A 14,943-nucleotide genomic window follows, 5' to 3' on the forward strand; every position below is an offset into this window, starting at 1 on the left:
GAGTCGACGGTATAACAGCCACCAAGCCCCGGACGCCCGTACCGGGGTGGCGGATGGGTGCCCTGTCCAGATCTCGCCACCCACACCGCGTGCGTTAGGCTTGATGAAAACGACGTTCAACAGAGGAGGGACCATGCCGCGACGCCCACCACCCACCGGTAAGCGCAAGCCGAAGCAGAACCCGCTCGACCGCGACGGCATCACCTACATCGACTACAAGGACACGGCGTTGCTGCGGAAGTTCATCTCCGACCGCGGCAAGATCCGCTCCCGCCGGGTCACCGGACTGTCGGTGCAGCAGCAGAAGCAGATCGCCCGCGCCATCAAGAACGCCCGCGAAATGGCGCTCCTGCCCTACACGTCGGCAAGCCGCTGACGGTACGGCGACCTCACACCAGACGACGGTCCGTGGCCCAGCGGGTCAGCTCGTGGCGGTTGGAGAGCTGGAGCTTGCGCAGCACCGACGAGACGTGGGTCTCGACGGTCTTCACCGAGATGAACAGCTCGCGGGCCACTTCCTTGTAGGCGTAGCCGCGGGCGATCAGCCGCAGGACCTCGCGCTCACGCTGGGAGAGCCGGTCGAGGTCCTCGTCGACCGACGCGATGTCGATGGCACCGGAGAACGCGTCCAGCACGAAGCCGGCCAAGCGCGGTGAGAAGACCGCGTCACCCTCGGCGACCCGATTGATCGCGTCGATCAGCTCGGTACCGCTGATGTTCTTGGTGACGTAGCCGCGCGCGCCGGCCCGGATCACGCCGATCACGTCCTCGGCCGCGTCGGAGACCGACAGCGCCAGGAACTTGATCTCCGGGTGCCGCTGGTGGACCTGCTTCATCACCTCGGTGCCACCGCCACCTGGCAGGTGGACGTCCAGCAGCACCACGTCGGGCTCGGTGCCGACGATGGCCTTGACGGCAGAGTCGACGTCGGATCCCTCCCCGACGATGTCGACCGCGGTGCCGATCTCGCTGCGCACCCCGGCCCGGAACATGTCGTGGTCATCGATGACGACAACGCGCCTGCTGCTCATCTGTCCATCTCCAGTCGCACTTCGGTCCCTGTCTCCGGATCGGACCGCACCGTTGCGCGGCCGCCGTGCCGTTCCATCCTGCCCAACACACTGTGCCGCAACCCGAGCCGATCGTCCGGCACGCCCTCGACATCGAACCCCTTGCCGCGGTCCCGGACGAACATCTCCGCCCGGTCGCCGTCCACCTCGACGAACACGTCGATCTTCGCCGCGCCCGAGTGCTTGGCCGCGTTAACCATCGACTCGCGCGCGGCCCGGACCATCGCGGCGAGCCCTTCGGTCAGGTCGCAGTCGCCGACCGTCACGACCTCGACCGGCACGCCGTGCGAGTCCTCGACCTCGGCGGCGGCCCGCTTGGCGGCTCCGGCCAGAGTCTGGTCGGTGTTGTCGTCCTCGTCGTACAACCAGGACCGCAGCTCACGCTCCTGCGACCGGGCCAGCCTGGCGACGGCCTTCGGATCGTCGGCCTGCTTCTGGATCAGGGCGAGCGTCTGCAGCACCGAGTCGTGCAGGTGGGCGGCCATGTCGGCGCGCTCCTCCGACCGGGCCCGCTCCGCGCGTTCGTTGTTCAGGTCCCGGCTCAGCCGGTGCACCCACGGTCCGGCGATTACGCCGAGGCCGACCACGGCGAGCACCAGCGCGATCAGTACGTCGCCGACCATCGACAGCCGGCCGTTCTGTACCAGGAACAGCGTGACCGCGGTCCCGAGCAGCACCAGCCCGACGGCGATCCGGATCAGCGACTTCCAGCCGCCCTTCCCGAGCACGATGCCGAGGATCGGAACCCGAACGTCCCGGGCCCACTGCTGCTTCTGGCTCTCGTCGGCCTGTCGCCAGATCAGCGCGAGACCGGTCCCGGCGAACACCAGCGGCCAGAACATCTTCCCGGCGATCCCGAGCCCGGCGACCTGCAGCAGGATCAGCAGCCCGATCCCGATCGCCACCAGGGCCGTGACCTGTCCGCGGCTTTTCTCCCGCTTCCGCTCCTTGGCCTCGGCAACCGGTGGCGGCGGTTCATCCGAACGCAGCCCGCCGCGGGTGTGCGCAGCCAATCCGGGCGCCGCCGGCATCGTCCGCGGCGCCAGCGGCATCAGGAACCACAACGCCGCATAGACAAGTACGCCGACGCCGCCGAAGACCGTGGTCGCGATCAGCACCAGCCGGACGACGGTGTCGGAGACGCCGAGGTGATCGGCGACCCCACCGGCAACGCCGGCGATGACACGTCCTTCGGTCCGGCGATACGCCCGGCGGACCGGGAGTGGCTCGGTCGGCGGCCGCGGCTGACCACCTGGGCCGGGCTGACCGCCGTACGCCGGTCCGGCACCGTTCGGTCCAGCGTTGCTCGGTCCGGCACTCGGTCCCGCGCTGAACGGTCCGGCGCTGTAGGTCGGCCCGCTGCTGTAGGGATGGCCTGAGTAGCTCTGTCCTGAATAGCCCGCGTAGCCCTGGCCTGCACTGCCGTTGGGTGCGCTGCCGTTGGTGGCATTACCCATCCTGGCCGCGTAGGCGGCGTACGGGCCTTGGTACTGCGCGGGGCCTTGGGGTCCCCAGCCCTTGTACTGCCACGGGCTCTGGTCCGGCCCAGCCGGGTTTTGCGCGGCCGGGTTTTGCCCAGGCGCGGGCTCGGGTGGGGCTCCGTTCGCGGAGGACCCGCCCGGAGGCGTGGCGGCTGGCTGGCTCATCCCTACGATCGTCACATGCCGGACCGGTCCACACCAGCAGGCTTACCCCGGGCGGCATCCTCACCGCGGTTCGCCCCGGCTCAGGGTCTGCTCGGGGAGAACCCCGAGTCCGGCAGACTCCGGGGTCCTCGGGGGGCATCCCCGATGTGATCACGCCGCCGAACGCGCCACTATCGATGTCATGGAGCAGAACCAGAGTGGACCCGGTGGGTTCGACCGCAACCGCCTGCAGAACGTGCAGAGCTGGCAGCGGAGCCGGTCGGACCGGTGGGTGGCGGGTGTCTGTGGCGGTATCGGCCGCGCGCTGAACATCGACCCGGTCCTGGTTCGGGTGGTGATGGCGGTGCTGATCATCAGCGGCCCGGGCATCATCTTCTACATCGCCGCCTGGGTGCTGATGCCCGAGGACGGCAGCGAGCGCTCCGCCGCGCAGGGTCTGCTCGGCGACCGGGTCCGGCCCGATCACCCGTGGCTGTGGCCGATCGTGATCGGCGTCTGCGTGTTCGCGGGGATCGCGATGATGTCGTCGTTCAACATCGGCCGCTTCATCCCCGGTCCGCTGATCGTGCTCGCGGTCATCTGGGTGGTCGCCCGCAGCCGCAAGGGCGGAGGACGCCGCCGCCATCAATGGGGTGGCACGGGCGTCAACCTGACGCAGCAGGGCCAGCAGTGGGACGGCCGCGGGACGGACTGGGCGGGTCGCCCCCAGGACACCACCCCGGGCACCCCACCGGCTTCGCCGTACGCAGCTCCGCAGAGCGCAACTGCCCCGACATTCGCACAGACCGGCCCGTCCGTTCCCCCGACGGGCACGGCGTCCTCGGCCACACAGCGACCTCAGGACCGCACCGTCGAATCGGTCCAGCCTGTGTGGACCGAGGACGACCCCCTCGGCCTGTACGTCGACGAACCGCCGACCGCTCCCCCGCCCAACCGGACCACGACTGCGGAGCCGCCGGCCAAGGGTGTCCGCGGGATCAAGTCGATCGTCGTCGTACTCACCGGTCTCGCGATCGGGATCGCCGCACTCGCGGGCGCCCCGACGGCGACCATGCTGATCATCGGCCTGGCCACGCTCGGCGCCGGCATGCTGATCGGTGGGTTCGCCGGTCGCACGCTCGGCCTGCTGCCGCTGGGCATCCTGCTTGCCCTCGGGGCGGTGGCGAGCACCGTCTTCCCGAGCGTGCCGCGCGATGTCGCCGACATCAACTACGTCGCACCGGCCGATCAGACGATCAGCGCGACCGGGACGACCTACACCTTCGACGTCGGGTCGGCCCACCTGGACCTGACCAAGGCCACGTTCGCCCCGGGCGCCAAGGTCGAGGTGCACGGCGGGGTCGGCGAGATCCTCGTCAAGGTCCCGGCGGACGTCGACCTCGAGGGGCAGCTGACGTCCAAGACCGGCGAGGTGGTCTGGCAGGACCAGCACAAGGGCGGCCATAATGCGGAACTGACCCTCAACGACCTCGGCGCCGACGGCAAGGCAGGCCCACAGAAGGTCACCCTCGACCTGGACCTCCGTCTGGGCAGCATCAAAGTGGAGCGCGGATGAAGCAGCCGCAGAATCAGCCCCGCAAGCGGGCCAAGCCGGATGTTCCGGGCGTGATCGCCGGGACCATCCTGACCGGTGCCGCCACGATCTGGATGCTGAACGACAACGGCGTCCTGCAGACCGACGACCTCGGCGTCACCGGCGCCCTCCTCCTGGTCACCGCCGGCGTCATCGGCCTCGCCGCCTCCCACCGCAGCTGATCGGTTCTTGTAACGGACGTATGGACTTGGTTCGGACGCCGCTTCGCGGCGGCTGTGTTAGTTGCCGCCTTCGGCGGGGCGTCGAGGGTGGATGCGCCGCTCGGGTGGTGTGCGAGAGGGGGGCTGTGGTTGGGTCGGGCCTCGCAGAGGGACTGTGGTGTCGCGGTCTCCGGGCTGCGATCGTGCCAGTCATTTCCGCGGGCCACCTGTGACCAGACCGCTGGCAACCAGCTTCCTGCAAACCATCCCAGCACCGCGAGATGGAGTCAGGAATCTGGCGTCGCGGACCTGCACCACTGACCAACCACGCCGGTGAAGACCTACCCAGCGCTCGGAATCTCGCCGGGCCGGCCCCGGGACCGCGATTGATGAGTGGCTGAGGTCCGGGCGCCGCCTCGGCTTCGTTGCCGGTGGCATCTTGTTGCCCGGCTGGCGCGCGTTCGCACTGATCGCATCGCTGCCGCCGGCAGGATGCCCTAAGCTTGTGGACCGCCCGCCGGCTTCGGTCGGTGGGCGAGTACCCGAGGGGTCCGGGTAGAGCGGGTCCCGTGCTCGAGGAGTTCTGATGGTGCGCGGCACCGTGAAGTGGTTCAACGCCGACAAGGGCTACGGCTTTCTGGCCGCCGACGGCGAGGACGACGTCTTCGTCCACTGGAGCAAGATCGTCTCCGACGGCTACAAGACGCTGGAGGACGGCCAGCAGGTCGAGTTCCAGATCGTCGACGGGCCGAAGGGCCGGGAGGCCGACGCCGTCACCGCGGTCTGACCCGACGCACGGGTCGGAGTTTCGGCCCTGCACCGAACGGTCGTCAACCGGTAACCTGACGTCTCACGGTGTGAGGGGTGGAGAGTGACAGAGCCGGTACCTGTGATCCGCAAGCTCGAGCGAGCGCTGGCCGACGACGACTTCGCGTGGTCGTTGATTCTCACCGGCGAGGACCAGACCGACAAGCTGGCCACGCTGACCGGCGACCTGCGCGGACCGTTCTCGAAGACCGGCGACGGCAAGCAGATCGCCTCGGGCTTCTCCTATTGGGGTATCGGCCCGACGATCGCCTGGGCGAACGCCACCAACGATCCGTTCTACCTGGTCATGAAGGCCGGCGCGGAGTCCTTCCTGCGGCACTGGCGCAAGGTCCTGCCGCACGTTGCCCACGGCGGCTATCACCTGGTCAGCCTCGGCGTCGGCACCGGCGTCAAGGACCGCACCATCCTCGGCGACCTGCACCGGAACAACCCGGACATGTATTACCTCCCGGTCGACATGAGCTCGGAGATGCTCCGGCTGGGGACGCTGGAGCCGGTCCGTGGCGCCCAGTTCCCGATGCCGCAAGTGCTGCCGGTGCAGCTCGACTTCTCGCTGACCGACAACATGAAGGAGCTCGGCCAGATGCTGGCCCGGCTGGTCGGCGCCGACCCGATCCTGTTCACCCTGACCGGGAACACGCTGGCCAACTTCGAGAGCGACGAGGAGCTCCTCAGCACGCTGACCCAGGTCCTGCGCCCGCAGGACCGGCTGCTGCTCGAGGTCGCGACCACGAGTCGCCTGGACCAGGAAGCGGCGAAGGCCGCCGCCGACGAGTACCACCAGACGCGGGCGTTCGCCGAGTTCGTCACCAGCGCCCTGCGCTACAACACCGATCTGGCCATCGACAACGAGCGCATCGACTTCCGCGGCGAGATCGAGAACGACGACGCCCTGCGGGTCAAGATCGTCTGGCAGAACAACACCGGCGCGCCGATCCTGATGGGCTTGCCGGACCACACCGAGGTGGTGCTCGAGCCGGAGGACACGATCCTGCTCTACACCACCCGCAAGTTCTCCAACGAGCGGCTGAAGAAGCTCACCGAGGCGTGCGACCTGACCCCGATCGAGCACGCGCACTCCGGGTTCCGGCACACCCGGCGGCCGAGTCCGTTCGGCCTCGACCTGCTGCTGCTCGCGCCCGGTACGGCGGAGAACATCGAAGCCAACTCCATCGCCGACGACCTCTGGTCCAACCCGAGATGATCCCAGCCGTCGCGCGCTGGACGGCGTACCGGAGATCCATTGTCACCGCGATCAGCTACGGGCTGCTCGCGCTGGCGTTCGTGCTGGGCGTGATCTGGTTCATCTCGCCCGGCAACGCCCGTTGGGAGCCGGCGGTCAACTCGCTCACGCTGGTCGCGGGCCTGACCGGCATCTTCGTCGAACGGCTGACGGCCGAGGCAGAACGCCGTACCGAGGTGCTGCGCGCGGTCCGGGACGAGCTGCAGGAGAACACCAAGCTCCTGTACGACGACCGGTTCTCGCCGAACGCGCCGACCACGCGGCAGGTGTACCCGCGGCTGGTCGTGTCGGCGGTCGACCTCGCGCTGGTCTCCGGCGCGCTCGGGCTGCATCGCGACGCCGAGCTGGTCGGCCTGCTGCACCGCTGGCGCGACACCGTGCACCTGTTCAACCGGCGCCTCGACCTGACCGAGATCAGCACGTTCTCGAACACGATCTCGGCGGCCGAGCTGGCCGCGTTCCACCGGGCCCTGCATCGCGAGAACAGCTACTTCGCCGCGACCCGGGCGACGCTCGACACTCTGCTCGCCCGACTCCCCGTTGCTTAACGGCTGAGGCCGTAACTAACGCTTTCGTTGCCAGTACCGGCAAATCTTGCCGAGCGATTGACTTCGCCAGCCGGTCAGGGCTTCACTTTCGGACAGGACCGTAAATACGGCACCGGGAGGCGCCTGTGAGATCTGCCCGCTCGCTCGTCGCGGTAGTGCTCGCTGCCGTTCTCGTCAGCACCTCCGCGCCGGCCGAGGCCACTCGACACCACCCACCCACAGCCACCGTCGTCTCCCTCGGTACGCCGTTGTCCGACGTACTACTGATCGGCGGCACGGTCGCACCGGGCCCGAACGGCAAGACGGCGATCTGGAACGTGTCGACCGGGACTCCGGCGTACCTGAGCGCTATCGATCCCGTCACCGGCGCCAGCCTGCTGTCCCAAGCGCTGCCCGGCGCCGACGGCAGCTACGCGGTGGCCGCGACCCCGGACGGCACGATCTACGTCGGCACCTACAACAACGGCCACCTCTACCGCCTGCGCCCGGGCGGTACGGTCGAGGACCTCGGCCGGCCGATCGCGACCGAGTCGTTCATCTGGCGGATCACCACCGACGACCAGGGCAACGTGTACGGCGGCACCTTCCCGAACGGCAAGGTCTTCCGGTACGACGACAAGACCGGCGCCGTCCGCGACTACGGCCAGGTCAGGGCCGGGCAGCCGTACGTCAAGAGCCTGGATTACGCGAACGGCAAGATCTACACCGGCTCTCTCCCGGACGCGCACGTGATGGAGCTCGACGTGACCTCGGGCGCGATCACCGAGCTCCCCTCGCCACCCGGACTCGACCCGACCGGCAAGACCGTCTACGACCTGAACACCCGTGGCGGCCGCGTCTACGTCCGGATCGGCACCTCGGCCCCGGGACCGCTGTACGTCTGGGACATCGCCTCCCGCACCTGGGTCGACGACATCCCGAACACGCACGGTCTGGACATCTCCCCGATCGGCGCGGACGGCTCGCTGTACCTGATCCAGTCGAGTGAGCTGAAGAGGTACGACCCGACGACCAAGACGCTGACCGGGACCGGCCTCACCTTCACCGGCCGGATCCAGAACGCGCGCGCGATCGGGTACGCCGACCTCGGCCTGCCCGACTACCCGGGCACGAGCGTCGTCGGCACGCTCTGGCGCGGCGACGAGTTCCGGTACAACCCGCAGACCGGCAAGTCCGAGATCTTCCCGACCCAGGTACGCCGGGAGCCGATCGAGATCCTGTCCGTGGCAGGCGGTAAGGACAAGATCTACGCCGGTGGCTTCCTGAACGGCGGCGTCGCCGTGGTCGACCCGAACACCGGCGCAGCCACCTTCAACCGGTTCTCGCAGGTCGAGGCGCTGATGGAAGCCTCGAACGGCATGGTCTGGGTCGGCGCCTACCCGGAAGCCCGCCTGTACGGCTACGACCCCACAAAGCCCTGGAGCAGTCCGGAATACTCGCCGGGACCGCCCGGCACGCCTGACAACCCGGTCCAGGCGCTCAACCTCAAGCCGGACCTGTTCCAGACCCGGGCCCGCGCGCTGGTCGAAGTCGACGGCAAGATCGCGGTCGGCACCGTGCCCGACGGCGACCGGCTCGGCGGTGCGCTGGTCATCTACGACCCGAAGACCGGGGTAGCGCAGAAGTACCGCAACGTCGTCCAGGACGAGAGCGTTTTCGGCCTGACCGCGCGCCGCGGCATCGTGTACGGCGGTACGTCGATCGCCGGCGGGCTCACCACCACCCCGCCCACCCGGACGGCGGGCACCGTCTTCGCCTGGGACGTGAAGAGGTCCCGGAAACTCTGGGAAACCGTCCCGGTGCCCGGGGCGGCCACGGTCTCGTCCGTCACCATCGGCCCGGACGGGCTGGTGTGGGGCGTGGCGGGCAAGACCGTGGTCGCGATGGACCCGGGGTGCGGCAAGGTGGTCAAGTCGTTCACGCTCGGGACGACCACGTCCAGCGGAGACATCGTCGCGACCCGGGAGGCCGTGTACGTGAGCATCGACCAGAACAAGATCTACCGGATCGGGCCGGGACGCGGGGACGTCCCGACCTTGTTCGTTGCGCATCCGCACCGGCGGCTCGGCGTCCGGGGAGATCACCAACTGCTGTTCTCCAGCGGTTCCACGCTGTTCCGAGTTGATATCAGCCGTTGACAGCCGAAATTCACCACAGCTACTTTCGGTCCTGACCGTTATTCGGTCTCCTACTTTCCGGCCCTGACTTCCGGACACCCTGGGGGTGGCAATGAGATCTACTGTCCGCCGCATCGCGGCACCACTCACGGCGCTCGTACTGGCCGCGGCACTGAGCTCGTGCTCCGGTTCGGACTCGCCCGACGCCAAGAAGACCGTCACGCTCTGGATGTACCCGGTGATCGCCGACCAGGCGACCAACGACGCGTACTGGAAGAAGGTCGAGACCGACTTCGAGGCGGCCAACTCCGGCATCGACCTGAAGGTCGAGGCCCAGGTCTGGGACGCGCGGGACCAGAAGATCGCGGCCGCGTTCGCCGGCAAGAAGGCTCCCGACGTCCTGCTGATGATCCCGGACCAGATCCCGCAGTACGTCGTCAACGGCTCGCTGGAACCGATCGACGACGTGATCTCGCCGTTGAAGGACAAGTTCCTGCCCGGTGCGGTGCCCGGCCTGACCGTGCAGGGCAAGATCTACGGGGCGCCGATCTACAACACCGTCAGCACGACGATGTACAACAAGACGATCCTGACCAAGGCCGGCATCACCAAGCCGCCGGAGACGTGGGACGAGATCAAGGCCGCCGTACCGAAGATCAAGGCTGCCGGTTTCTCCACGCTGGACTACTCGGCCTCACCCGAAGCGACGCTGAACCTGAACTTCTACCCGCTGCTGTGGCAGGCCGGCGGCAAGGTCTTCGCCGACGACGGTAAGTCGGTCACCTTCAACCAGGCGCCGGGGCTGGAGGCGCTGACTTTCCTGAAGTCGCTGTGGGACGAGGGCGCGATCCCGAAGAGCGGCCTGACGAACGTCAACAAGATCGCCGACCAGCCACTGGGCAAGGGCCAGGTGGCGATGGCGATCACCAGCACGCCGGCCGACGCGGCAACCGTGGCCACGTCCTGGGGCAAGGACAACGTCGAGCTCGGTACGCCGCTGACCGGTAAGAAGCAGGTCGGGTACGGCATCCCCGGTGGCCTCGTCCTCAACGCGGCCTCGAGCAACAAGGACGAGGCCAAGAAGTTCCTCTCCTTCATGGTCCAGCCCGCTCAGCTCGAGGGTCTGAGCAAGGCATCGGGCTACTTCACCCCGCTCGCCGACACCAAGCCTCCCACTGGGGACCCGAACGCGGCGAAGTTCGCGGACGCACTCCAGTACTGCTACGCCGGCGAGGCGAACCCCTCGGCCCGCCAGGTGATGGGCCTCCTGAGCACCGAGATCCAGGCTGTCCTGACCGGTAAGAAGCAGCCGCAGCAGGCCCTGGACGACGCCGCCAAGCAGGCCAACGACCTGTTGTCGAGACAACGTTGACCGATCCCGAACCGGCCACTGCGGTTGACGCTGCGGCCGGCTCTCCGGTTCGGACCCGCTCACGGTCGCTGCGGCGACCGTGGGTGGGGCTGTTGTTCGTCGCGCCGATGCTGGTGTTGTTCCTGGTGTTCCGGGTGGTTCCGGTGGTCGGGGCATTCTTGCTGAGCCTGACCGACTACCGGCTCAGTGGCCAGTGGTCGTTCATTGCCTTGGACAACTACAAGCGGCTGTTCTCGGACAGCCTGTTCCACGAGACGTTGCTCGTCACGCTCACGTACACGGTGATCTTCGTCCCGCTCACGGTCCTGCTGTCGCTCGGCACCGCCGTACTCCTGCATCAGGTCGTCTGGAAACGCGGCTTCTTCCGCGGGGTGTTCTTCCTGCCGTACGTGACCAGCATCGTGCTGGCCGCGGTGATCTGGAAGTGGATCTACGACGTCCAGGACGGCCTGCTCAACTCAATCCTCGGGATCGTCGGTATCGGCCCGATCGACTTCCTCGGCCAGTCCGGCTCGGTGCTTCCGTCGATCGCGGTGACCTCGGCGTGGAAAGGGTTCGGCTACTCGATGCTGATCCTGCTCGCGGGCCTGCAGGCGGTCCCGAAGTCGTACCTCGAGGCCGCGATGATCGACGGCGCGAGCACGTGGCAGCGATTCCGGTACGTGACGCTGCCGCAGCTGCGCCCGATCCTGTTCTTCGTGCTGGTGATCGAGACCATCGGCGCGTTCCAGGTCTTCGACGCGGTGTACGTGATGACCGGCGGTGGCCCGGTCCACTCCAGCTACTCGCTCGTCTACTTCCTGTACGACAGCGCTTTCAAGTACTTCGACTTCGGCTACGCCAGTGCGATCGGCCTGGTCCTGTTCCTGATCGTGCTGATCGTCTCGCTCGTCCAGCGCCGGCTCGTCGGGAGGGACGACTGATGGTGAACGTACTCGAACGCCCACCCGTCGAGGAGTCCCGCGACACCCGCCCCGTCGGCCGGCGCCCGGTCGCCCGGCTGACGCTGCCGACGTTGCTCACGCTGACCGCGATCGTCACCATCGTCCCGTTCGCGGCGATGGTGCTGGTCGCCTTCGCGCCGCCGAGCGGCCAGACGTTCCCCCGCGCCCTGAACCCCGCGCATTTCACCCTCGAGAACTTCAAGGCCGTCCTGTCCAGTTCGGACATCCCCCGGTGGACCGTCAACTCGCTGATCTACTCGCTCGTCTCGGTCGTCTGCGTCCTGCTCTTCTCGTCGATGGCCGGGTATGCGTTCGCGAAGAAGAAGTTCCCCGGCCGGGAGCTCATGTTCTGGGCCTTCCTGGCCACGCTGATGGTCCCGTTCCAGGCGACCCTGATCCCGTCGTACATCCTGGTCGCCCGCCTCGACTGGGTCGACAGCTACTGGGGCCTGATCGTGCCCACCCTGGCGAACTCCCAGGCCGTCTTCCTGATGCGCCAGTTCATCAGCCAACTCCCCGACGAACTCTTCGAAGCCGCGCAGATCGACGGCGCCGGCGAGTGGCGCATCTTCACCACGATCGTCATGCCCCTGATCCGCCCCGTCCTGGCCACCCTGGGGATCTTCGTCTTCCTCTGGCACTGGAACGACTTCCTCTGGCCCCTGGTCATCGGCCAATCAGGCACCATGCAAACCCTCACCGTCGGCCTGGCCACCCTCCAAACCCAAGCCGTCCCCATCAACCACATCATGGCCGGAGCCACCATCACGGTAGTCCCCAGCCTCCTGGTCTTCGGCCTACTCCAGCGCTACCTGACCGACAGCATCGCCATGTCCGGCCTGAAAGCGTAGTTCTCCCCCGCGTGCTACGCAGTCGCTGATGATGCTCGGGATCTGGCTCATGAGTCTGCTTGTGGTTGATGGGCCAGCCGGCGCGCAAGGTACGGCGCGGTAGCACTGCCCTCCGCCGAGGCGACGTCGGCGGGGGTGCCGATGGCGACCACCCGTCCCCCCGCATCGCCACCGCCCGGACCGAGGTCGATGACCCAGTCGGCGGTGGCGATCGTGTCGAGGTCGTGCTCGACGAGGACGACGGTGTTGCCTGCCTCGACGAGCAGGTGCAGTTGTCGCAGCAGCAGGGCGATGTCGGCAGGGTGGAGGCCCGCGGTCGGTTCGTCGAGCAGGTACAGCGCGTGACCGCGGCGAGCGCGCTGCAGTTCGGTGGCCAGCTTGATGCGCTGCGCCTCACCGCCGCTGAGTTCCGTCGCGGGTTGGCCCAGCCGCAAGTACCCCAGCCCCACCTCGCGCAGCGTCTCGAGACTCCGGGCGGCGGCGGGAACGTCCGCGAGGAACTTCGCCGCGTCGTCGACCGTCATCGCCAGTACGCCGGCGACGGTCTTGCCCTGGTAGGTCACCTCCAGCGTTTCGGCGTTGTAGCGGGAGCCATGACAGGTCGGGCACGCCGCGTAGGTTCCCGGCAGGAACAGCAGCTCGACGGCCACGAATCCTTCGCCCTGGCAGGTCTCGCACCGGCCCTCGGCGACGTTGAACGAGAACCGGCCGGCGCCATAGCCGCGGGCCTTCGCCTCGTCCGTGGCTGCATACAGCTTGCGCACCGCGTCGAACATCCCCGTGTACGTCGCGAGGTTGGACCGCGGCGTACGCCCGATGGGGCGCTGGTCGACCAGGACGAGACGGTCGAACGACTCGAGTCCCGACGCGTCCTCCACATCGATCTCGAGGTCGGCCTGGTCGGGATCCTCGGGTGCCAGGCCCAGATGGCAGCGCACGAGCTCGGCGAGTACTTGGGTGACCAGCGTCGACTTCCCCGACCCGGAGACGCCGGTGACCGCCGTCAGCACGCAGAGCGGGATGTCGACCGAGACGTCGGTGAGATTGTGGCGGGAGACGCCACGCAGATGGAGGTGGCCGTGCGGTGCCCGCGGGCTGTGGTCAAGAGGCTCGGCGCGCCCGAACAAGTAGTCGCTCGTGGCGGACTCCTCGACGTCCTCCAGGCCGGCCACCGGGCCGCTGTAGAGCACCCGGCCGCCAGCCTCCCCCGCACCCGGCCCGATATCGATGACCCAGTCCGCGCGTCGTACGACGTCCATGTCGTGCTCGACCACGAAGAGCGAGTTGCCCGCCGCCTTGAGCCGGGCCAGAACGTCCAGCAGCGGCTCGGCATCGGCCGGGTGCAGGCCGGCCGAGGGCTCGTCCAGCACGTAGACGACCCCGAACAGGCCGGACCGCAGTTGAGTCGCGATGCGCAGGCGCTGTGCCTCGCCGGGCGACAGAGTCGTCGAGGAGCGCCCGAGGCTGAGGTAGCCCAGGCCGAGGTCGAGCAGCACCTCGATGCGCGCGACCAGGTCGGCGCTGATCCGCACCGCTACCTCGTTGGTCTCCTCGGGCAGCTCGGCGACGGGCCGCAGGACAGCGACCACTTCGGCGAACGACATCGCGTTGACCTCGGCGATGGAGTACCCGGCAACGGTGACCGCGAGCGCCTCCGGCCGCAGTCCGCTGCCGTGACACTCAGGACAGGGCACGCTCCGCACGAACCGCAGCGCCCGTTCGCGCATCCGCTCGCTCTTGGAGTCGGAAAGCACGTGCATGACGTGCTTGCGGGCGCTCCAGAACTTCCCGTAGTAGCCGTAGTCGACACGGTCACGCTCTGGCTTGATCAGCACCGATGGCTGCTCGTCGGTGTAGAGCAGCCAGTTCCGGTCCTTCTTCCGCAGCCTGCTCCACGGCTTGTCGATGTCGATGTCGAGACCACTCACGATGCTGCGGAGGTTGGCACCCTGCCACGCACCTGGCCAGGCCGCGATCGCGCCCTCGCGGATGCTCAGCGACGGGTCCGGGACGAGGAGATCCTCGGCCACGTCGTGTACGACGCCCAGCCCATGGCAGCGCGGACAAGCGCCGGCGGCGGTGTTCGGCGAGAATGCTTCGGCGGCCAGGTGCGCGGCACCAGGCGGGTAGGTCCCCGCTCGTGAGTAGAGCATCCGGAGCAGGTTCGACAGCGTCGTGATCGTGCCGACCGTCGACCGTGAACTGGCCGCACCACGCCGCTGCTGAAGGGCCACGGCCGGCGGAAGTCCGGTGATCTCCTGCACATGAGGCGCACCTACCTGCTGAAGCAGCCGACGAGCGTACGGCGCGACCGACTCGAAGTAGCGCCGCTGCGCCTCGGCGTACAGGGTGCCGAACGCGAGCGAGGATTTGCCGGATCCGGAGATCCCGGTGAAGGCGACCATGGCGTCGCGCGGGATGTCGACGTCGACGTCGCGCAGGTTGTTCTCGCTCGCGCCCCGCACGTGCACGAAGGTGTCGCTCGGGTCATAGGTCACGACCCATCTTGACCCTCCACGCGCGTGGAGGAGCATCCCGGGACAAACTTCCTGCTACCTACCGGCTCGCACGGCGGCGCGTGCGTCGGCGG

General features: G+C 68.1%; 13 protein-coding genes. 10 read left to right on the forward strand and 3 right to left on the reverse strand.

Translation table 11 applies throughout. The features are described 5' to 3' along the window. Positions 1-133: 133 nt before the first annotated feature. On the forward strand, positions 134-376 hold the full coding sequence (rpsR, locus tag ACWF4Z_RS12570; RefSeq protein WP_452243115.1) for a 30S ribosomal protein S18: 243 nt from the start codon (positions 134-136) through the stop codon (positions 374-376). A gap of 13 nt (positions 377-389) precedes the next feature. On the opposite strand, the gene ACWF4Z_RS12575 is transcribed toward rpsR, so the two are convergent. Next, positions 390-1,031, reverse strand: a complete 642-nt coding sequence (locus tag ACWF4Z_RS12575) for a response regulator (protein WP_452243116.1) — start codon at positions 1,029-1,031, stop codon at positions 390-392. Further along, positions 1,028-2,716 carry a PspC domain-containing protein gene (locus tag ACWF4Z_RS12580; RefSeq protein WP_452243117.1) on the reverse strand — a complete coding sequence of 563 codons (1,689 nt, stop codon included), beginning with the start codon at positions 2,714-2,716 and terminating at the stop codon, positions 1,028-1,030. Before ACWF4Z_RS12580 ends, ACWF4Z_RS12575 begins: the two co-directional genes overlap by 4 nt. Before the next feature lie 181 nt (positions 2,717-2,897). Here ACWF4Z_RS12580 and ACWF4Z_RS12585 point away from each other — a divergent pair, with 181 nt between their 5' ends. From ACWF4Z_RS12585 to ACWF4Z_RS12625, 9 genes are all read left to right on the forward strand, one after another. Beyond that, entirely contained in the window at positions 2,898-4,271 is a 1,374-nt protein-coding gene (locus tag ACWF4Z_RS12585; protein ID WP_452243118.1) for a PspC domain-containing protein, read from the forward strand. After that, positions 4,268-4,471, forward strand: coding sequence for a hypothetical protein (locus tag ACWF4Z_RS12590; RefSeq protein WP_452243119.1), 204 nt, complete (start codon positions 4,268-4,270; stop codon positions 4,469-4,471). Before ACWF4Z_RS12585 ends, ACWF4Z_RS12590 begins: the two co-directional genes overlap by 4 nt. Positions 4,472-5,036: 565 nt before the next feature. Next, the gene (locus tag ACWF4Z_RS12595) at positions 5,037-5,237 is read left to right on the forward strand and encodes a cold-shock protein (protein WP_452243120.1); all 201 of its coding nucleotides are present in this window, start codon (positions 5,037-5,039) and stop codon (positions 5,235-5,237) included. Positions 5,238-5,321: 84 nt separating this feature from the next. Next, a complete protein-coding gene (locus ACWF4Z_RS12600) occupies positions 5,322-6,482 on the forward strand; it encodes an L-histidine N(alpha)-methyltransferase (protein ID WP_452243121.1) in 1,161 nt (386 codons plus the stop codon). After that, entirely contained in the window at positions 6,479-7,069 is a 591-nt protein-coding gene (locus ACWF4Z_RS12605; protein WP_452243122.1) for a hypothetical protein, read from the forward strand. Before ACWF4Z_RS12600 ends, ACWF4Z_RS12605 begins: the two co-directional genes overlap by 4 nt. A 125-nt stretch (positions 7,070-7,194) precedes the next feature. After that, positions 7,195-9,207, forward strand: coding sequence for a hypothetical protein (locus ACWF4Z_RS12610; RefSeq protein ID WP_452243123.1), 2,013 nt, complete (start codon positions 7,195-7,197; stop codon positions 9,205-9,207). Positions 9,208-9,298: 91 nt separating this feature from the next. Continuing rightward, positions 9,299-10,558: an ABC transporter substrate-binding protein gene (locus tag ACWF4Z_RS12615; protein ID WP_452243124.1), complete on the forward strand. Its 1,260-nt coding sequence runs from the start codon at positions 9,299-9,301 to the stop codon at positions 10,556-10,558. Beyond that, a complete protein-coding gene (locus tag ACWF4Z_RS12620) occupies positions 10,555-11,481 on the forward strand; it encodes a carbohydrate ABC transporter permease (RefSeq protein WP_452243125.1) in 927 nt (308 codons plus the stop codon). The genes ACWF4Z_RS12615 and ACWF4Z_RS12620 overlap by 4 nt, the downstream gene beginning before the upstream one ends. Next, positions 11,481-12,353 (forward strand): carbohydrate ABC transporter permease, encoded by an 873-nt coding sequence (locus ACWF4Z_RS12625; RefSeq protein WP_452243126.1) that lies wholly within the window; start codon positions 11,481-11,483, stop codon positions 12,351-12,353. Before ACWF4Z_RS12620 ends, ACWF4Z_RS12625 begins: the two co-directional genes overlap by 1 nt. Positions 12,354-12,400: 47 nt before the next feature. Here ACWF4Z_RS12625 and uvrA read toward each other — a convergent pair whose 3' ends face one another. Beyond that, a complete protein-coding gene (gene uvrA, locus ACWF4Z_RS12630) occupies positions 12,401-14,851 on the reverse strand; it encodes an excinuclease ABC subunit UvrA (protein ID WP_452243127.1) in 2,451 nt (816 codons plus the stop codon). Positions 14,852-14,943: the final 92 nt, after the last annotated feature.

This window comes from Kribbella sp. NPDC055071 (assembly GCF_053608045.1).

Coding starts and splice junctions, on each gene's coding strand:
- rpsR (WP_452243115.1), top strand. CDS start 134: ATGCCGCGACGCCCACCACCCACCGGTAAGCGCAAGCCGAAGCAGAAC.
- ACWF4Z_RS12575 (WP_452243116.1), bottom strand. CDS start 1,031: ATGAGCAGCAGGCGCGTTGTCGTCATCGATGACCACGACATGTTCCGG.
- ACWF4Z_RS12580 (WP_452243117.1), bottom strand. CDS start 2,716: ATGAGCCAGCCAGCCGCCACGCCTCCGGGCGGGTCCTCCGCGAACGGA.
- ACWF4Z_RS12585 (WP_452243118.1), top strand. CDS start 2,898: ATGGAGCAGAACCAGAGTGGACCCGGTGGGTTCGACCGCAACCGCCTG.
- ACWF4Z_RS12590 (WP_452243119.1), top strand. CDS start 4,268: ATGAAGCAGCCGCAGAATCAGCCCCGCAAGCGGGCCAAGCCGGATGTT.
- ACWF4Z_RS12595 (WP_452243120.1), top strand. CDS start 5,037: ATGGTGCGCGGCACCGTGAAGTGGTTCAACGCCGACAAGGGCTACGGC.
- ACWF4Z_RS12605 (WP_452243122.1), top strand. CDS start 6,479: ATGATCCCAGCCGTCGCGCGCTGGACGGCGTACCGGAGATCCATTGTC.
- ACWF4Z_RS12615 (WP_452243124.1), top strand. CDS start 9,299: ATGAGATCTACTGTCCGCCGCATCGCGGCACCACTCACGGCGCTCGTA.
- ACWF4Z_RS12625 (WP_452243126.1), top strand. CDS start 11,481: ATGGTGAACGTACTCGAACGCCCACCCGTCGAGGAGTCCCGCGACACC.